This window comes from Pseudomonas cremoricolorata DSM 17059 = NBRC 16634, from assembly GCF_000425745.1.
Lineage (GTDB): Bacteria > Pseudomonadota > Gammaproteobacteria > Pseudomonadales > Pseudomonadaceae > Aquipseudomonas > Aquipseudomonas cremoricolorata.
In genome coordinates, this window is the sequence record NZ_AUEA01000006.1 from 162,097 (window position 1) to 180,946 (window position 18,850).

At 61.7% G+C, this 18,850-nt stretch carries 18 protein-coding genes and 1 pseudogene; 5 read left to right on the forward strand and 14 right to left on the reverse strand.

Going from position 1 to position 18,850, the window contains the following annotated elements; all coding sequences use genetic code 11:
- The first annotated feature begins 57 nt into the window (after nucleotides 1-57).
- Nucleotides 58-687 (forward strand): recombinase family protein, encoded by a 630-nt coding sequence (locus H618_RS0107430; RefSeq protein ID WP_028694473.1) that lies wholly within the window; start codon nucleotides 58-60, stop codon nucleotides 685-687.
- A 714-nt stretch (nucleotides 688-1,401) separates the two neighbouring features.
- Here H618_RS0107430 and H618_RS21400 read toward each other — a convergent pair.
- A pseudogene (locus tag H618_RS21400) lies at nucleotides 1,402-1,590 on the reverse strand (FKBP-type peptidyl-prolyl cis-trans isomerase); the annotation flags it as partial.
- Nucleotides 1,591-1,654: 64 nt separating this feature from the next.
- Complete coding sequence (gene rlmKL / locus H618_RS0107440) at nucleotides 1,655-3,859, reverse strand: bifunctional 23S rRNA (guanine(2069)-N(7))-methyltransferase RlmK/23S rRNA (guanine(2445)-N(2))-methyltransferase RlmL (RefSeq protein WP_028694474.1); 2,205 nt, start codon at nucleotides 3,857-3,859, stop codon at nucleotides 1,655-1,657.
- A gap of 550 nt (nucleotides 3,860-4,409) precedes the next feature.
- Between rlmKL and rmf the strand changes: the two genes are divergently transcribed.
- Entirely contained in the window at nucleotides 4,410-4,625 is a 216-nt protein-coding gene (rmf, locus tag H618_RS22360; protein ID WP_038412755.1) for a ribosome modulation factor, read from the forward strand.
- A 96-nt stretch (nucleotides 4,626-4,721) separates the two neighbouring features.
- On the opposite strand, the gene H618_RS0107445 is transcribed toward rmf, so the two are convergent.
- The 9 genes from H618_RS0107445 to ppsA form a co-directional block, all read right to left on the reverse strand.
- Nucleotides 4,722-5,747, reverse strand: coding sequence for a quinone-dependent dihydroorotate dehydrogenase (locus tag H618_RS0107445; protein ID WP_028694475.1), 1,026 nt, complete (start codon nucleotides 5,745-5,747; stop codon nucleotides 4,722-4,724).
- Between the two features lie 181 nt (nucleotides 5,748-5,928).
- Nucleotides 5,929-6,969, reverse strand: coding sequence for an OmpA family protein (locus H618_RS0107450; RefSeq protein ID WP_028694476.1), 1,041 nt, complete (start codon nucleotides 6,967-6,969; stop codon nucleotides 5,929-5,931).
- Between the two features lie 115 nt (nucleotides 6,970-7,084).
- A complete protein-coding gene (sigX, locus tag H618_RS0107455; RefSeq protein ID WP_033727558.1) occupies nucleotides 7,085-7,651 on the reverse strand; it encodes an RNA polymerase sigma factor SigX in 567 nt (188 codons plus the stop codon).
- Nucleotides 7,652-7,764: 113 nt separating this feature from the next.
- Nucleotides 7,765-8,589: a mechanosensitive ion channel family protein gene (locus H618_RS0107460; protein ID WP_028694478.1), complete on the reverse strand. Its 825-nt coding sequence runs from the start codon at nucleotides 8,587-8,589 to the stop codon at nucleotides 7,765-7,767.
- A 2-nt stretch (nucleotides 8,590-8,591) separates the two neighbouring features.
- Entirely contained in the window at nucleotides 8,592-8,843 is a 252-nt protein-coding gene (locus H618_RS0107465; protein ID WP_028694479.1) for a hypothetical protein, read from the reverse strand.
- 71 nt (nucleotides 8,844-8,914) lie between these two features.
- Complete coding sequence (locus tag H618_RS0107470; RefSeq protein WP_028694480.1) at nucleotides 8,915-9,910, reverse strand: CorA family divalent cation transporter; 996 nt, start codon at nucleotides 9,908-9,910, stop codon at nucleotides 8,915-8,917.
- Nucleotides 9,911-9,937: 27 nt separating this feature from the next.
- Nucleotides 9,938-10,429, reverse strand: a complete 492-nt coding sequence (gene rraA, locus H618_RS0107475) for a ribonuclease E activity regulator RraA (RefSeq protein WP_028694481.1) — start codon at nucleotides 10,427-10,429, stop codon at nucleotides 9,938-9,940.
- A gap of 57 nt (nucleotides 10,430-10,486) precedes the next feature.
- Nucleotides 10,487-11,494 carry an alpha/beta fold hydrolase gene (locus tag H618_RS0107480; protein ID WP_028694482.1) on the reverse strand — a complete coding sequence of 336 codons (1,008 nt, stop codon included), beginning with the start codon at nucleotides 11,492-11,494 and terminating at the stop codon, nucleotides 10,487-10,489.
- Between the two features lie 136 nt (nucleotides 11,495-11,630).
- Entirely contained in the window at nucleotides 11,631-14,006 is a 2,376-nt protein-coding gene (gene ppsA / locus H618_RS0107485; RefSeq protein ID WP_028694483.1) for a phosphoenolpyruvate synthase, read from the reverse strand.
- A 179-nt stretch (nucleotides 14,007-14,185) separates the two neighbouring features.
- On the opposite strand from ppsA, the gene ppsR reads away from it, so the two are divergent.
- Entirely contained in the window at nucleotides 14,186-15,004 is an 819-nt protein-coding gene (gene ppsR, locus H618_RS0107490; protein ID WP_028694484.1) for a posphoenolpyruvate synthetase regulatory kinase/phosphorylase PpsR, read from the forward strand.
- Nucleotides 15,005-15,169: 165 nt separating this feature from the next.
- Complete coding sequence (locus H618_RS0107495; RefSeq protein WP_028694485.1) at nucleotides 15,170-16,735, forward strand: methyl-accepting chemotaxis protein; 1,566 nt, start codon at nucleotides 15,170-15,172, stop codon at nucleotides 16,733-16,735.
- 36 nt (nucleotides 16,736-16,771) lie between these two features.
- Here the strand turns inward: H618_RS0107495 and H618_RS0107500 are convergent, their stop codons facing one another.
- The 3 genes from H618_RS0107500 to H618_RS0107510 are packed head-to-tail and all read right to left on the reverse strand — an operon-like array spanning nucleotide 16,772 to nucleotide 18,319.
- The gene (locus H618_RS0107500; protein WP_028694486.1) at nucleotides 16,772-17,656 is read right to left on the reverse strand and encodes a pseudouridine synthase; all 885 of its coding nucleotides are present in this window, start codon (nucleotides 17,654-17,656) and stop codon (nucleotides 16,772-16,774) included.
- A gap of 50 nt (nucleotides 17,657-17,706) precedes the next feature.
- Nucleotides 17,707-18,015 (reverse strand): hypothetical protein, encoded by a 309-nt coding sequence (locus tag H618_RS0107505; RefSeq protein ID WP_028694487.1) that lies wholly within the window; start codon nucleotides 18,013-18,015, stop codon nucleotides 17,707-17,709.
- Nucleotides 18,016-18,070: 55 nt separating this feature from the next.
- Nucleotides 18,071-18,319, reverse strand: coding sequence for a glutaredoxin family protein (locus H618_RS0107510; protein ID WP_028694488.1), 249 nt, complete (start codon nucleotides 18,317-18,319; stop codon nucleotides 18,071-18,073).
- A 207-nt stretch (nucleotides 18,320-18,526) separates the two neighbouring features.
- Here H618_RS0107510 and H618_RS0107515 point away from each other — a divergent pair, with 207 nt between their 5' ends.
- Entirely contained in the window at nucleotides 18,527-18,841 is a 315-nt protein-coding gene (locus tag H618_RS0107515) for an ElaB/YgaM/YqjD family protein (RefSeq protein WP_028694489.1), read from the forward strand.
- The last annotated feature ends 9 nt before the right edge of the window (nucleotides 18,842-18,850 follow it).

Sequence of the window (18,850 nt, forward strand, 5' to 3'; positions counted from 1 at the left end):
TAGCTATTTGATCGATTATCATAGCCCCATCGAATTGATAGCTAAAGAATAGTGACCATGAAAGCCCACCTGTATCTGAGAGCCAGTACCGCCGATCAGGATGCAAATAGAGCCAAAGCCATGCTTGAGGCATTCGCCGCTGAGAAGGGTCTGACAGTGATCGGCACCTACAGCGAAAACATCAGCGGTACTAAGCTCCACCGTCCCGAGCTTTCCCGCCTGCTTGACAACGCCGAGTCCGGTGATTGCATCGTCTGTGAGTCCGTAGACCGCCTGTCTCGTTTATCCAATGCTGAATGGAAATCGTTGAAGGGTACAATCCAAGCAAAGGGCTTGCGTCTGGTAGTGGTTGACCTTCCCACCAGTCACCAACTGGTCAGCGATACAGGTATCACTGGTGCCGTCATGGAAGTGATTAACAACATGCTCCTTGACCTTATGGCAACTATGGCACGACTCGATCAAGAGAAACGTGTGGAGCGGATCAAACAAGGTATCGAGAACAAAAAGGCAGCTAATCCTGACTGGAAACCAGCGGGCAAAGGTAAAAACGCTGCTATGAGGGAGAAGGTTACGGGCATCATGGCCAAGCACCCCACCATGACCGCCGATGATGTAGCCAAGCTGGCAGGGTGTGGGGTTGCCACGGTCTACAGAATCAAGAAGGAACTGAAAGCAGCCTCTTAAAACCAGCCTCATACGGCCGTTTACCGGCTACACAGTAGGGTTGTACATACCACACCTCAAACGCCTCTCTATGCTCCTGTTTGGAGCTGTGGCGGGGCTTTTTTGTTCTGCCACGAGATTCCACGATTTAAAAGCACCCAGCACTTTTACTAAAGCAGGGTGCTAAGCCGAATAGCTGTCACTCCCGGATTATTAGGCTATTGATCTCAAGGAGCCAAGTAAAATCCCGGTTCCAAAACGGGGGGGATGAAAACCTTGGGATTCACTCCCCAGAGCTGCACATGATAGCGATTGGGTTAGCTGAGTAAGCTATGCTAGGAGTTTGAGCACAGAGCATACACATGGAAGACAAAGGGGCGACAGCAGCGGATGCAATTGAACTCATCTTACTCAATCAACACGCTATCAGAGCTGCGATCGAAGAATTGAGCCTGTGGGTAGGTCAGTGAGGATCAACCATCACACATGATAATGTGCTGACAGCTCTACAAGCACTGGACGTAAACATCGAGAGCATTAACGCAATCATAACATCGCTTCGCTCTTGAGAAGAATCCAACACAGACATAACACCTTGCATGGGGCATCTATGGCGATTGACTTAGACAAAGTAAGTTCGTCAATTATCAAAACTGGATTTCACTTAGAGTACAAAGTAGGAGTCATGCTACGTGAGCATGGAACAATGCTCATAAGGTGTATTCAGCGAAAATCTTGCTCCCAGCCCTTGATCACCCGGCCGGTGCCGATCACACATTGAAACGGTTTTCCCCGCGACCAGGACGAGTCGAACTCGCTGCCATCGGCCAGCCAGCCGGTGTACTGGGTGGTCAGCAGCGCGCCCTTGACCACGGCTTTGCCATCGCCTTCGACCAGGTCGGTGATGTGTACGCTATCGCTCATCGAAAACTCTCACGCTCAAGGCAGGCCCTGGCGCACGGTAGCGTCAGGGCCTGATGTGGACGACTCAGCGCAGGGTGATGCGCCAGGCGCGGTGGATGCGGTTGTTGCGGGCAAAGTCCGGGTCGAGGGTCTGGGCGGTGATCTCTTCGACCACATAGCGCTGGCTCAGGTGCTCGTCGAGCTGGAACTTGCGGAAGTTGTTGGAGAAATACAGCACGCCGCCTGGCGCCAGACGCGCCATGGCCAGGTCGAGCAATTCCACGTGATCGCGCTGCACATCGAACACCCCTTCCATACGCTTGGAGTTGGAAAAGGTCGGCGGGTCGATGAAGATCAGGTCGTAGCTGTCGCTGGCTGCCTGCAACCAGGCCATGACATCGCCTTGCTCCAGGCGGTTGCGCTCCGAGAAGCCGTTGAGCGCCAGGTTGCGCCGGGCCCAGTCCAGGTAGGTCTTGGAGAGGTCGACACTGGTGGTACTGCGCGCGCCACCTTTGGCCGCATGCACCGAGGCGGTGGCGGTGTAGCAGAAAAGGTTGAGGAAGCGCTTGCCGGCGGCCTCGCGCTGGATGCGCATGCGCATCGGCCGGTGGTCGAGGAACAGGCCGGTGTCGAGGTAGTCGGTGAGGTTGACCAACAGCTTGACGCCGCCTTCGCTGACCTCCTGGAACCGCCCTTCGGTGGCCTGACGCTCGTACTGACGCGTGCCGCTCTGGCGCTCGCGGCGCTTGAGCACCACTTGCTGCTGGGCAACACCGAGCACCTGAGGAATCGCCGCCAGCGCATCGATCAGGCGGCTCTGCGCCTTTTCCGGGTCGATGGAGCGCGGCGCAGCGTACTCCTGCACATGCACCCATTCCTGGTAGACGTCGACCGCCAGGGCGTATTCGGGCATGTCGGCATCGTACACGCGGTAGCAGCCGATCTGCTCTCGGCGCGCCCACTTACCGAGCTGCTTGAGGTTCTTCTGCAAGCGGTTGGCGAACATCTGCGCGCCTTCGGACAGGCGTGCCGCCTCAGCGGGCTTGGCCTGCGGCTGCTGAAGCTGTTCGGCATCAGCGTCGACATTACTGCCGGCGGCACGCCGCTCGCCGGTGACGAAGTGATCGGGGGTCAACTTGAACAGCAACAGCTTGCACGGCAGTGCGCCGTTCCAGAACGCGTACTGCTTGTGGCTGCGAATGCCCATGCGCTTGCCCAGCTCCGGGGCGCCGGTGAACACCGCCGCCTCCCAGCCCATGCAGGCCTGGCGCAGGCGCTCGCCAAGGTTCTGGTAGAGGTACAACAGGCTGGCCTCATCGCCCAGGCGCTCGCCGTAAGGCGGGTTGCTGATCACCAGGCCTTTCTGGTTCTGGTCGGGGCGCGGCTCGAAGGTGCCCACCTCGCCCTGGTAGATCTTCACCCAGTCGCTCAGGCCAGCGCGCTCGACGTTGTTGCGCCCCGGCTGGATCAGCCGCGGGTCGGCCTCGTAGCCGCGAATCCACAGCGGCGGCCGCGCCAGGCCAGCTTCGGCGCGGGCCAGCGCTTCATCGTGCAGTTTGCGCCACAGCGCCGGCACGTGGCCCAGCCAGGCGCTGAAGCCCCAGCGCTCGCGCTTGAGGTTGGGGGCGATGTCGGCGGCGATCATCGCCGCTTCGACGAGGAAGGTGCCGACCCCGCACATCGGGTCAGCCAGCGCCCCGCCTTCAGCGGCGATGCGCGGCCAGCCGGCACGAATCAGCACTGCCGCCGCGAGGTTTTCCTTGAGCGGCGCGGCGCCTTGCTGCAGGCGGTAGCCCCGCTGGTGCAAGCTGTGTCCTGACAGGTCGAGCGAGACGATGGCCTCGCCCCGGTCCAGGCGCAGGTGCACGCGCAGATCGGGGTTGAGCTTGTCGATGGAGGGGCGCAGGCCCTCGCGGTTGCGCAGCCGGTCGACGATTGCGTCCTTGACCTTCAGCGCACCGAAGTGGGTGTTGTCGATGCCCGAACCATGCCCACTGAATTCCACCGCCAGGGTGCCATCGGCCGCCAGATGGTCCTGCCAGTCGATGTCGTGCACGCCGTGGTAGAGGTCTTCGGCGTTGCTCATCGAGAAGCGCGCCAGCACCAGCAGCACACGGTTGGCCAGGCGCGACCACAGGCACAGGCGGTAGGCGGTTTCCATATCGGCCGCGCCGCGAATCGCCGAGGTGTGTTCGCGCACCTCGGTCAATCCCAGTTGGCGGGCTTCCTCGGCCAGCAGGCCTTCGAGGCCCTTGGGGCAGGTGAGGTAGAGTTCGATACGGTCCGACATGAGTAATCCAGTGCCTGATGGCTAAGTTGATGGCGTTCGACCTTAAGTCCGCGCCGCGGTTATCGAGCACGCTTTCCAGGGAGCGTGCAATGCGCCTGCCGGTTACCAGGCGGGCGCCAGGGCCACCTGAGCGAACCGCTTCGCCCAAGGCAAAGAGTATTCGATCGTCAGGCAGCATGAAAAATTCGTTCTACAGCGGTCGTGCATGACCCTTCGTCGAATCGAGGCGCATTAGAGCACGGACGCGCAACGCAATGGCCTAGTGATTCCAAATGCCTATAAGCCACTGATGATGCCGGGCTTTATCGCAGATGAGGCTGAGTCGCATTTATTTACTTATCCCCTCACCTTCGGAAAGGTTACCTCCTTATGACAAATCGATCATTCACACACCCGGCGCGTTTGGTTAGAACTGACCACAGGCCGCTTCGCAACGAAGTGGCACTTTCAGCTCGCCACGCCGGCAGCGAGCGCAAACCGGCAGAAAGATTCTGCCCGACCTCTGTGAGGTCGACGGGACATTACAGTCAACAAGTGAGGGCAACACCCTATGAGAAGACTAAAGCGTGATCCGTTGGAAAGAGCATTTTCACGTGGCTATCAGTATGGCGTGACCGGCAAATCGCGCGAACTCTGCCCCTTTAGCCTGCCCTCGGTGCGTCAGGCCTGGATCAATGGTTGGCGGGAGGGTCGTGGCGACAACTGGGACGGCATGACCGGTACCGCGGGTATTCATAGACTCAACGAAAATCACGCCGTTGGCTGAACGAGGACTTTGAATTCGAGTCACCCTATGCGCCCTTTACGGGCGTCGGGCCAAGGCCCAAGGCCCCCATCAGGGGGCCTTTTTTTTGCCTGCGACTCAGCCGCGCTTGAGCGCAGCGATAGCGTCGACCGCCTCGCGAATCAACGCAGGGCCCTTGTAGATGAACCCGGAATAGATCTGCACCAGGCTCGCCCCCGCTTCGATCTTCTGCGCAGCATGACGGCCCTCGGTGACACCCCCGGCTGCGATGATCGGCATCTTGCCGCCCAGCTCGCCTGCCAGCACCTTTACGGTGTGCGTGCTCTTCTCCAGTACCGGCGCGCCGGACAGCCCACCCGCCTCCCCTGCATACGGCAAGCCTTCGACGCCCTCACGGCTCAAGGTAGTGTTGGTGGCGATCACCGCATCCATCCCCGAGGCCAACAGCGCAGAGGCCACCAGTGCGGTTTCCTCGTCGGTCATGTCAGGGGCGATCTTGATCGCCAGTGGCACTCGCTTGCCGTGCTCGAGAGCCAGTTGCTCACGTCGCACGGCCAAGGCATCGAGCAGCTGCTTGAGCGAGTCACCGAACTGCAGAGTGCGCAGCCCAGGGGTGTTCGGCGAGCTGACGTTGACGGTGATATAGCTGGCGTGGGCGTAGACCTTTTCCAGGCAGATCAGGTAGTCGTCCTGGGCACGCTCCACCGGCGTGTCGAAGTTCTTGCCGATGTTGATACCGAGGATGCCGCGATAGTTGGCCGCCTGCACACGCCCCAGCAAGTGATCGACGCCGAGGTTGTTGAAGCCCATGCGGTTGATGATGGCGTTGGCCTCCGGCAGGCGGAAGATCCGTGGCTTGGGATTACCGGGCTGCGGACGCGGGGTGACGGTGCCGATTTCGACGAAACCGAAGCCCAGCTGGGCGAAACCGTCGATGGCGGCGCCGTTCTTGTCCAGACCCGCAGCAAGCCCGACCGGGTTGGCGAAGTTCAGCCCCATCACCGTCACTGGCGCTGCCGACGGACGCTTGCACAACAGGCTGTTGAGCCCCAGACGACCACCGGCACCGATCAGGTCCAGGGACAAGTCATGGGAGGTTTCCGGGGAAAGTTTGAACAGCAGCTGGCGGGCCAGGTTATACATGGGCAGGCGAGACTCGAGGGGCGTGGGTGGGCGATTATAGCCAGCCCGTCGACGCAACGACAGTTCAGTCGATGCGATAGGGTCATCTCGCAGGTTTGCGCGGGGATGGAGAGGCGAACGGTAAATCGCAGGCAAAGAAAAACCCGGCCGAAGCCGGGTTTTTCATGAAGCGTCAGACCAATTACTTGGCTTGGGCTTCTACTTGAGCTTCAACGCGACGGTTGATAGCGCGACCTTCTTCGGTGGCGTTATCGGCAACCGGACGGGACTCGCCGTAGCCAACCGAATCAACACGGTTGGATTCTACGCCGTACTGCTGAGTCAGTACTTGCTTGACAGCGTTGGCACGACGCTCGGACAGCTTCTGGTTGTAAGCGTCTGGACCGACGGAGTCAGTGTGACCTTCCACGGTGGTGGTGGTCTGTGGGTACTGCTTCATGAAGTCAGCCAGGTTCTTGATGTCGCCGTAGCTGTTAGGCTTGACGACCGACTTGTCGAAGTCGAACTTGACGTCCAGTTCAACGCGAACGACTTCGGCAACAGCCGGGCAGCCATCAGCGTCAACGGTAACGTTGGCTGGGGTGTCTGGGCACTTGTCGACGTTGTCGCAAACGCCGTCGTTATCGCTGTCGGTGCAGACGTCAGCAACAGGTGCTGGGGTCGGAGCGACTTCTTGCGATTTCGGGCTGCCACCGAAGTTCAGACCAACGCCAACGCTCGGTGCCCACTCGGTGTCACCTTGGTCGATGTTGTACTGAGCTTCAACGCCTGCACGGGCGTAGAACATGTCGGTGATGTACCACTTGGCACCAGCGCCCAGGTTGGCGAAGGTGGAGTGGTTACGACCGCCGCGGAAGCTCTGGCCGATCGACTGGTGAGAGAAACCAGCCGATACGTACGGACGGATAGCGTCGTACGGGTTGTTGAAGTGGTAAACGGCGTCCAGGGCGGTGTTCGAGCCCTTGATGTTCTTGCCGTCGTCGCCACGGGCGTTGTGCACTTCGTCGTAGCCCAGACGCAGTTCAACGTCGTCGGTCAGGAAGTAACCGATCGAACCACCGAACAGGTTGCCGTCGTTTTTGAAGTCACGCTGGCTGTCGAAGTATTCTTTTTTGTAGAAGATCTCGGTTTCAACAGCGCCCTGGCCTTGAGCCATGACACCAACCGAGGTAGCTGCGATGAGCGAGCCAATGGCCAAGCCCAAGGTATTTTTCAGTTTCATCCGTTAAATCCCCATCTGATGGTAGTTAAGCAGTCCCGCCACCATCCGGGTGGGGGCACAACTCGACGGCAAGTCTAGCAGAACTCACCGGCTGGTTAGAGGTATTTGCCGTCGACTAAGTTTCAGCCAGGCCTGCAAATTTTTCCCTCAATTTATCGAGTGCGCGCTTGTACCGCATTTTCGTTGCGCTCAGCCCCATGTGCATGATGTCAGCGATCTCCTGAAATTCCAGCTCTGCGACAAAACGCAGCACCAGGATTTCCCGATCGATCGGGTTGACATGCACCAGCCACTTATCCAGTCCGCCTTTTTCTTCTGGCTGCGGTGCCTTGTCTTCGGTGGCCTCTTCGACCGGGTCGAGACTCAGAGCATCCATCAGCCGTCGCTTGCGTCGCTCCTTGCGATACTGGGTAATGCACTCGTTGTACGTGATGCTGTAGAGCCAGGTCTTGAATTTCGATTTCCCCTCGAAATTCTTCAACCCGTACAGCACCTTCAGCATCACTTCCTGACAGACATCATCCGCGTCACGGTCGTTCCCCAAATAACGCGCACAGACGTTGAACAGAGTGCGCTGGTAACGCCGCATGAGTTCTTCATAGGCGCGGGTGACGTGGAAAAGCTCCTCATGCGAGCGCGCCACCAACTCTTCGTCCGTGAGCTCGCGGGGGTCGTAACGCATGGGCAGCGAGTAGACTTTATTCAAAACGCATCTGGCCGACAGTCAGGTCAATGTCGCCGCTCGGCCCCCAGGGCCCTTTTCAGCGGCGGCATACATTAACAGCTTTTGCCCGATTAGCGGCGGGTGACACGCTGTTCGAGCAGCTGCCGGTTGGACAGCGACACCAGCTCACCGTCGTCGGTCAGAAGCGTCGTCTTGACCGTGCCGATCTCCTCGATCAACCCTTCTACCTCGCCGATCTGCACGCTCTGACCGACCTGGAACAACTCACGCACATAGATGCCGGCAAGGATCTGCCCGGCGATTTCGCGACTGCCAAGGCCCATCGCCAGGGCAATCGCCAGACCAACGGTAATCAGACCGATGACGATCACATGGTTGAGCAGGTCGGTCTTGACCTCCAGCTGACTGATCGCGACCGAAATGGCAATGATGATCACCAGCCCCTGAACGATGCGTCCGACGCCCGCCGCGTACTCCAGGCCAATGCCTTCGGCGGCGCCGCGCACCAGGCCGTTGGCCAGTTGTGCCAGCAGCACGCCTGCCAGCAGCACCAATGCCGCACCGAACACCTTGGGCAGGTACAGAGCCAGCATGTCGAGGGTGGCCGAGACCCGCTCCAGACCCAGCGACTCAGCCGCCGAAACCAGGAAGATCAACAGCACGAACCAGTAGACGATCTTGCCGATCAGGGTCGACACCGGCACCTGGATACCGACCCGGCTGAACATCTTGGTCAGCCCGGTACCGCTCATCAGGCGGTCGAGGCCGAGCTTGGCGAGCAGTTTCGAAAGCAAGGTGTCGAGCAGCTTGGCCACCACGAAACCGAGCAGTACCACCACCAGCGCACCGAACAGGTTCGGGATGAAGTTCGCCACTTTAGTCCACAGCGCGGTCATTGCAGTGACCAGGCTCTGGGTCCAGAGATCGAGTTCCATAATCAGTCAGCCTTATCAGCTTTGCTGCCACCGGCAGCGGTGCGACGCACCGGCGCAACGTGCGCCGAGCCATTGTTGATGGCGACCATCAACGCCTGGCCGCAACGGCCCAGCAGGGTGAACAGGTCGCCAGCGCCAACCTGGCGGTTGGCAGTCTTGAGCACGCGTCCCAGGCAGGCGTCGTCATCACGGTCGTGGCCGGACGGCGACGCCTTGAGCAGGTCGCGCAGAGATTCTTCAAACGGATCGTGCATGGGCACCTCGCGCAATGTCAGTCAAAGACGAGGCCGTAGCGCCACAGGTCACAAAACCACCCTGCCCTTGCTCATACCCAGCGCAAACGCCGAAACAGCCACCACTGACCCAGCGCCAGGGCGACGACCACAAGGCTTGCGAAGATGAAGCCATTGGGGCTTTGCGACCAGGGGATACCGCCGACGTTGATACCCAGCAAGCCGGTGACGAAGCTCATCGGCAGGAAGATGCAGGTGATGATGCCCAGGCGGTACATGGTCCGGTTCATCCGTTCGTCGCGCTTGCGGTCCTCGCTTTCCAGCAGCAGCGCAGCTCGCTCGCGAGCCAGTTCCAGCTCTTCGAGGTAGCGGATCAGGCTGTTGTTGAGCTCGTTCCAGTAGTCGGCATCACGATCGGCGAACCAGCTCCACTTGTGCCTGGAGAGCTGCGCGTAGATGTCACGCTGCGGGGCCAGAAAACGCCGCAGTGCCGCGGCGCGGCGACGAATCAGTTGCAGGCTGCCCTGGGCCGGGGCGTGGCGAGCATCGGCCTCGACCTGCTCTTCTTCGAGGTCGACCTCTTCAGAGAGGTCGGTGACCAGCGCCTGGACCTTCTCGGTGAGCAGTTCGCCCATCACCACCAGCAGCTCGGAGGCCGTCTTCGGCCCACGGCCTTCGGCCAGTTGCTGAAGGATTTCATCGCTGGCGCGCAGGGGCCGCAAACGCAGGGAAATGATCCGCTGCGCCTGGGCGAAAATACGCACCGAGACCATGTCTTCCGGTTCGGCACCAGGGTTGAGGTTGACCCCGCGCAGGAACAGCAGCAGCTGTTCATCGGCCAGCGGCAACAGCCGCGGCCGGGTGTTTTCTTCCAGCAACAGCTCGCAGGCGAACTCGCTCAGGCCGCTGTCGCGCAGCAGCCAGGTGCGGGTCTGTGGGTGACTGCGATCCCAGTGCAGCCATAAGCTCTGCTCAGGCTGCAGTTGCAGATCATCCAGTTCGGTACGGGCGACCGCGCGCCCGCCGCCATTGCCATCGAGCAGCAGGGCGTGGACCAGCCCCCACTGCGCGTTTTCTTCTTCGAACATCGAAGCTCCATCAGCGCCGCCGGCGCGTTACTCGGGCATGGCCAGGGGAATCGCCGAGACGATCACGCCATTGTTGTCGGCATACAGGTATTGGCCCGGACGGAAGGTCACGCCGGCGAAGCTGACCTCCACATTCAGCTGGCCCTCGCCGCGCTTGTCGGTCTTAAGCGGATGGCTTGCCAGCGCCTGCACGCCGACGTCGGTCTGGATCAGGGCGTCGACATCGCGCACGCAGCCGTAGATCAGCAGCCCTTCCCAGCCATTCTTCGCCGCTTTCTCGGCGAGCATGTCACCGAGCAGCGCACGGCGCAGCGAACCACCGCCGTCGACCACCAGCACCTTGCCGGTGCCATCGAGGTCGACCTGCTCGCGCACCAGCGAGTTGTCTTCGAAACACTTGAGGGTGACGATCTGCCCGCCGAACGAATCGCGGCCACCGAAGTTGCTGAACATTGGCTCGAGCACCTGGATGTGCTCGGGGTAAGCGTCGCAGAGGTCGGGGGTGAGGTAGTGCTGCATGGCAAACTCCTGTCAGTCGTAACCAAAGGTAAGTTGTTGCAGTAGCGCGGGCCAAGGCTACACCGCCGAGGGCACCTCGGTCATCCGCGATGCTTCACCCTGCTCGGCGCCCGGCAGCGCCACCTGCGGCTGCTCGAGCCAATGCAGCACCCGCGGCCAGACGTCGGTCTGCGCAGCCTTGCTGACCAGCATGTCGACATGGCCGAAGGCCTCAGTGCCAGGAGCCTGCCCCAGGCACAGGTACTGCTTGTGCGCGCTGCCGATCTGCTCGAACAGCGCGCGGCAGGCCCAGGGCGGGTCCTGGCGATCCGCTGCACCCGAGACCGCCAGCACTGGCACGTTCACGCTTGCCAGCCCTTGCCACCAGTCGTTGCCCTTTTCGCCGAAGCGGCCAAACAGCCCCTGCCAGCGCAGCGCCTCGAACACCAGCCCCATCGGCTCGTCCTCCGGGCCACGCTTGAGCCGCGTTCCAGACACATGGGGAAAGCGCTTGAGCAGCATGCGTAGAGCCCACGCCAACGGCGGGATCTTCAGCGGCCAGCGGCGTCGGCTGACCTGGGTGCCGAAAAACGCCGCGCTGGCCACCTGGGTGTCATCCAGGTAGCCGCCGCCCATGGCGGCCGCCAAGGTGATGCCGCCCAGCGAATGGCCCAGCCAGTGCGGCGCCTGGCCGGTCTGCTCCATGACGAACGCGGCGATCAGCGGCAGATCCTCGGCGGCATAGTCGGCCACGCGGTTGTGCGCCCAGCACCGGTTGCGCGGCGACAGGCCGTGGCCGCGCATTTCCGGAATCCACACATCGAAGCCGGCACGCGCCAGGAACGCGCCCAGGCCGATGCCCTTGGGCGAGAACCAGAAACGCCGATTGGAGAAGCTGCCATGCAGCAGGATCACCGGAATGCCCAGGGCGCCGGTCGGCTCGACCTGGCCCAGGCGGGTCAGGGCGAGCTCCACGCTGGGGTCGGAAACGTTGCCGGCCTTGATGCGGTAGACGTCTTCACTGAGGTCGCCGCGCCGCTCGGCACTGAGCAAGGCGACGGGAAAGAGAGCACTGCTGCTTTGCATGGAATCTGGCGCACGAAAAAACGCCGAGTATAAATGCACACGCGGGCGCTGCCCAATGCCATTGAAGCCGGCATCCGGCGGCGCCCGCGCGTGCATCGCAGATCCGCTGCGGCCTGCGCCGCAGCGGCTGGCGGAATCAACCGGCGACTTGCTCTTCGGCGAGGAAGAACCAGGTCTCCAGCACCGAGTCAGGGTTGAGCGAAACGCTCTCGATGCCCTGCTCCATCAGCCATTTGGCAAGGTCGGGGTGATCCGATGGGCCCTGACCGCAAATACCGATGTACTTGCCGGCCTTGTTGCAGGCCGCGATGGCATTGGCCAGAAGCTTCTTGACCGCAGGGTTACGCTCGTCAAACAGGTGGGCGATGATCCCCGAGTCGCGGTCCAGACCCAGGGTCAGCTGGGTCAGGTCGTTGGAACCGATGGAGAAGCCGTCGAAGTATTCGAGGAACTCTTCGGCCAGGATGGCGTTGGACGGCAGCTCGCACATCATGATCACGCGCAGGCCGTTGTCGCCGCGGGCCAGGCCGTTTTCGGCGAGCAGATCGACCACCTGGCTGGCTTCGCCCAGAGTGCGCACGAACGGCACCATGATCTCGACGTTGGTCAGGCCCATGACATTGCGCACGTGCTTGAGCGCACGGCACTCCAGCTCGAAGCAGTCACGGAACGACTCGCTGATGTAGCGCGACGCGCCGCGGAAGCCCAGCATCGGGTTCTCTTCTTCCGGCTCGTACAGCTTGCCGCCGATGAGGTTGGCGTATTCGTTGGACTTGAAGTCCGACAGCCGCACGATGACCTTTTTCGGGTAGAACGCCGCGGCCAGGGTGCTGATGCCTTCGACCAGTTTGTCGACGTAGAAGCTGACCGGGTCGGCGTAGCCGGCCACGCGCTTGTCGACGCTGTCCTTGAGCTCCGGGGGCAGACCCGCGTAGTTGAGCAGCGCCTTGGGGTGCACACCGATCATGCGGTTGATGATGAATTCCAGGCGCGCCAAGCCTACCCCTTCGTTGGGCAGCTGGGCGAAGTCGAACGCACGGTCGGGGTTACCGACGTTCATCATGATCTTGAACGGCAGCTCGGGCATGGCATCGACCGAGTTCTGCTTGACGTCGAAGCCCAGCTCACCTTCGAAGATGAAACCGGTATCACCCTCGGCGCAGGAAACGGTCACGCCCTGGCCATCCTTGAGCAACTGGGTGGCATTGCCACAGCCGACCACCGCCGGAATGCCCAGCTCGCGCGCGATGATCGCGGCGTGGCAGGTACGCCCGCCACGGTTGGTAACAATGGCGCTGGCGCGCTTCATTACCGGTTCCCAGTCCGGGTCGGTCATGTCCGAGACCAGCACGTCGCCTGGCTGGACCTTGTCCATTTCCGAGACGTCGTTGATCACGCGGACCTTGCCGGCGCCGATACGCTGGCCGATCGCCCGGCCTTCGACCAGCACGGTGCCTTTTTCCTTGAGCAGGTAGCGCTCCATGACATTGGCACTGGCCCGGCTCTTGACCGTCTCGGGACGCGCCTGAACGATGTACAGCTTGCCGTCGTCACCGTCCTTGGCCCATTCGATGTCCATCGGCCGCTGGTAGTGCTTCTCGATGATCATCGCCTGCTTGGCCAGCTCGGCGACTTCCTCGTTGCTCAGGCAGAAGCGCGCGCGCTCGGCGCGGTCGACGTCGACGGTCTTCACCGAACGGCCGGCCTTGGCTTCCTCGCCGTAGATCATCTTGATCGCCTTGCTGCCCAGGTTGCGCCGCAGGATCGCCGGACGCCCGGCCTCCAGGGTCTGCTTGTGCACGTAGAACTCGTCCGGGTTGACCGCACCCTGAACCACGGTTTCACCCAGACCGTAGGCGCCGGTGATGAACACCACGTCGCGGAAGCCCGACTCGGTATCGAGGGTGAACATGACCCCGGCGGTGCCGGTTTCCGAGCGGACCATGCGCTGCACACCGGCAGACAGGGCGACCAGCTTGTGGTCGAAGCCCTGGTGCACGCGGTAGGCGATGGCGCGGTCGTTGAACAGCGAAGCGAACACTTCCTTGGCGGCACGGATGACGTTGTCGACGCCACGGATGTTGAGGAAGGTTTCCTGCTGACCGGCGAACGAGGCGTCGGGCAGGTCTTCGGCGGTGGCCGAGGAACGCACGGCGACCGCCATGTTGTCGTTGCCATCGGCCATGCTGGCGAAGGCGGTGCGGATTTCTGCGTCCAGGCGCGATGGGAATTCAGCGTCCATGACCCACTGGCGAATCTGCGCGCCGGTCTGGGTCAGGGCCGCGATGTCATCGACGTCGAGGGCGTCGAGCGCGGCATTGATGCGATCGTTCAGGCCACTTTGCTCAAGGAAATCGCGGTACGCCTGAGCCGTAGTGGCAAAGCCGCCCGGCACTGAAACCCCAGCACCGGCGAGGTTGCTGATCATTTCGCCCAGGGATGCGTTCTTGCCCCCTACGTGCTCTACATCATGGACGCCGAGCTTATCGAGGGAAACTACGTACTCTACCAAGGTGATCTCTCCGCTAACTGTGTTGGGAAAAGCTCAAAAAGGCGCCGCGAACCGATTCTGGCCGGACCGGGCGCTTGTGGCCTGGACGTGCAAATTGAGTAAGAATGCCGAACGTCGTGTTCGGCAAACCGAACCTATCATATCCAGAAACATTCAGCAGCTTAAGGCCCAAGGCGCACATGAAACGAACCGCGTTCTTCATCTCCGACGGTACCGGAATCACTGCTGAGACACTCGGGCAAAGCCTGTTGGCTCAGTTCGATACTACGCCTTTCAATAAATTCACCCGTCCTTATATCGACACTGCCGACAAAGCCCGCGCCATGGTTGCGCAAATCAACCTGGCGGCGGAACGTGATGGCGTGCGGCCAATCATCTTCGACACCATCGTCAATCAGGACATCCGCGAGATACTCGCTACCTCCAACGGCTTCATGATCGATATCTTCTCCTCGTTCCTGTCGCCGCTGGAGCAAGAGCTGATGGCCAGCTCTTCCTATTCGGTGGGCAAGTCCCACTCCATCGGTGGCAACTCCAACTATATGGAGCGCATCGAGGCGGTGAACTTCGCCCTGGACAACGACGACGGCGCCCGCACCCATTATTACGACAAGGCCGACCTGATTCTGGTAGGTGTATCACGCTGCGGCAAAACGCCGACCTGCCTTTATATGGCCATGCAGTTCGGCATTCGCGCAGCCAACTACCCGTTCACCGAAGACGACATGGAACGCCTGCAATTGCCTGCCGTACTGCGCAAGCACCAGAGCAAACTGTTCGGCCTGACCATCGACCCCGACCGCCTCACCGCGATTCGGCATGAGCGCAAACCCAACAGCCGCTATTCGAGTTTCGCCCAGTGCGAGTTCGAGGTGCGCGAAGTCGAGGGCCTGTTCCGTCGCGAGAACATCGCCCACATCAACTCCACCCACTTTTCCGTAGAAGAAATCGCCGCCAAGATTCTGGTCGAGAAAGGCGTCGAACGGCGCTTCAAGTAACCCTAAAGGTGCAGGTGGGCGCGCCGTTGGCTGAGAGCGACGGCGTAGCATGCGGTTACGACATTTCCATGACCGACCCAGCCGGTGGCAAAAAATCCCTCAACAAATCCCTCGGCGTGCCGATAGTTCAAAAAACCTTGCGACTATCTTCGGACACCTGCCGCCATGCGTAACAACCAACCGATCACTCAGAGAGAACGGACTTTCCCTGCCCAGCAGCGGTTGATCTCCACCACCAACGTCAAAGGCGTGATCAGCTACTGCAACGAGGCCTTCGTCGAAATAAGCGGCTTCGAGCGCGACGCCCTGATCGGCTCGCCGCACAACCTGGTGCGTCACCCGGATGTGCCGGAGGCGGTATTCGCGCACATGTGGCAGACCCTCAAGCAAGGCCTGCCCTGGATGGGCATCGTCAAGAACCGCTGCCAGAACGGTGATCATTACTGGGTCAATGCCTACGTCACGCCGATCTTCGAAAGCAACCAGGTGGTGGGCTACGAATCGGTGCGGGTCAAACCGACCGCCGAACAGGTGCGCCGTGCCGAGGCGCTGTACCAGCGGCTCAACCAGGGCAAGTCGGCCGTCCCGCGGCGCGACACCTGGCTGCCGGTGGTGCAGGACTGGCTGCCGTTCATTCTGGTCAGCCAGATCGGCTTCGTCATCGGCAGCTATTTCAGCCATGGCGCAGGCTTCGCCCTGGCTGCAGCGCTGTCGGTGCCACTGGGGCTGATCGGCCTGAGCTGGCAGCAGCGCGGGCTCAAGCGCCTGCTGCGCCTGGCTGAGCAGACCACCTCCGACCCGCTCATCGCGCAGATGTACACCGACAGCCGTGGCGTCCAGGCGCGCCTGGAAATGGCCATGCTCAGCCAGGATGCGCGCATGAAGACCTGCCTGACGCGCCTGCAGGACAGCGCCGAGCACCTCAGCGACCAGGCCAGGCAATCCGACAGCCTGGCCCATCAGAGCTCGGCGGGGCTCGAGCGCCAGCGGGTGGAAACCGAACAGGTGGCCGCTGCGGTCAATCAGATGGCGGCAACCACCCAGGAGGTCGCCAGCCACGTCCAGCGCACCGCCGACGCCACGCAGCAAGCCAATCGCCTGACCAGCCAGGGACGCACCATCGCCGGGGAAACCCGCGACGCCATCGAACGGTTGTCCAGCGCGGTCGGCGACACGGGGCGCACCGTGACGCAACTGGCCAAGGACAGCGATGAAATCGGCGGTGTGGTCGACGTCATCAAGGGCATCGCCGACCAGACCAACCTGCTGGCGCTGAACGCTGCCATCGAGGCCGCCCGCGCCGGGGAAATGGGCCGAGGCTTCGCCGTGGTGGCCGATGAGGTGCGCCAGCTGGCGCAACGCACCGCCGAGTCCACCGGGCAGATCCACACCCTGATCGCCAAGCTGCAGCAGACTGCCAACAACGCTGTGCAAACCATGGAGACCGGCCATCGCCAGGCCCAGGAAGGCGTCGAGCGAGTGATGCAGGCTGACCAGGCGCTGGTCGGCATCAGCGATGCAGTGGCAAATATCACCGACATGACCACGCAGATCGCCGCCGCCACCGAAGAGCAAAGCGCAGTGGCCGACGAAATCAGCCGCAACATCAGCACCATCGCCGACCTGGCCGATCAGACGTCCGGGCAGGCGCAGCGCTCGGCACTGCTCAGCGAGGAACTGACCAGCACCGCAGGCACGCAATACTCGCTGGTCGAGCGCTTCAACCGCTGACCCCTCCAAGGCCCCGGCGCAATGCCGGGGCCGGCATTACCAGTCGAGGCTCAGCCGCGACTGGAAGCAACGCTCCCCTGCCCCCAGTGGATCATCGAAACGCAGTTGCTGCGCCAGCAGCTTGAGCGGACGCTGGTAATCGTCCTGGTCGTTGCGCAGCGTCGGGTAGAACGGGTCGTTGCAGATCGGCGCACCCAGCGCCGCCATGTGCACCCGCAACTGGTGGGTCTTGCCGGTGATCGGCGAAAGGCCATAGCGCCACCACTGACCGTTGCGCTCGAGCACCTGGGCGTGGGTTTCACTGTTGGCGACCCCTGGCACTTCGTGCATGCGAAAGAACGGCTCGCCGTGTTCCAGGCGACTGCAATGCACCAGCGGAAACTGCCGCTCAGGGAGCGCGGCAGCGATGGCCTGGTAGTGTTTTTCGATACGCCGCTCGGGGAACAGCCGCTGGTACAGGCTGCGGCTCTGCGGGTTGGCGGAAAACAGCACCAGCCCGGCGGTGTGCCGGTCGATGCGGTGCAGCGGCACCAGGTGAGGATTGTCCAGGCGGCGGATGAGACGGCGCAGCAAGGTCTGCTCGACATACTCGCCCGACGGCGTCACGGGCAGGAAATGCGGCTTGTCGGCCACCACCAGATGCTCGTCCTGAAACAGCACCTGCTCGTGCACCGGAATCGGCTTTTCCTGCGCTACTTCGCGAAAATAGTGCACCCGCAAGCCACGTCGGTAGGGCTGATCGGCACCCAGCGCACGCCCATCGGCGCCCAGCACGCGACCCCGTGCGAAACGGTCACACCACTGCTCACGGCTGATGGCCGGGAAACGCTCGCACAGGCAATCGAGCACCGTGGCCCAGTTGCCCGGGGGCAGACACACAGTGCTGGCTTGCTGCCGGGCCGGGTCGAAAGTAGAAGTCATGAAACGCTCAGGTGAGATCAAACGCCGGATTATCCGCGATGCCCGGTGCTTCAGCCAGCCTGCTCGACCGGCTCGCAGCGCGCCTTGAGCCAGCGCAGCACCTGCACGGCATCCCAGCGCGCCGGGTCGTACAAGGCATAGGCCAGGCCCTGGTAACCCACCACATCCAGTGACCGGTGATAGCCCGCACGCTGGAATGACGCCTCGACCTCGGCGAAACAGGTGTTGAAGTGGACCTTGCCGAACGGCGTGTGCTCGTCGAGCACCAGGCCCTCGAGGCGCAGTTCCAGCACGGCATCGTCCAGCCGCCGCACATCCATGCGGTTGACGCTGTACTTGAGTTGCTCGACGTTGAGCATGGGCGCATCTCTATACTGTATTTATATACAGCATACGGAGTTGCCCAAGCGCCCGTCAAATCGTTGCAGCACGTAGAAACGCAACTACTTGCGCGGTCTCGAACGGCCAGTCCAGTTCCGCCCCGGTATCGGCTCGGCGCAGCACTGGAATACGCAGCGACAGCCGCTCGTAGGTAGACGGATCGTCGGTGATGTCCAGCAGTTCGACCAACAGGCCGTGCTCGACCAACGGCATGAGCATGGCCTCGGCCACTTCGCACAGGTGGCACCCGAGGGTGCCGTACAGTTGGCATTCCGGCAGCATGGAGGTTTTCCACCTAGTCTGGATCGAGGCACTATTCTAGGTCGGCGCCGGGCCAAGCGCATCTGCGCCAAGTCAGCTCGGACCAACGGCCACGCGGCACAGGCCCGTTGCTCTTGAACGCGCAGGCATAGACCGACAACCCCTACTGAACCTTCCGCAGGTCGGGTCACTCGAAATACCCACAGACACTTACAGGGAGCGCCATTCATGGCCAGAAAATCGGCAAAGACTGCACAAGACATCCTCATGGCTGACTTCCAGGCTCTGGTGCGCGATACGGAAAAGCTGCTCGCCGACACCGCCAACCTGGCCGGTGACCAGGCTGATGAGCTGCGCGAGCAGGTTCACGAGCGTCTGGTGCAAGCCCGCGAGAGCCTGCAGCAAACCCAGGAAAACGTGCGTGAGCGAGGCGAGGAAGCGCTGCTCACCGTTGAAACCTATGTCCAGGAAAAGCCTTGGCACGCCGTGGGTATCGCCGCAGGCGTAGGCCTGCTGATCGGCCTGCTGGCCAACCGCCGCTGAGGATCAGGT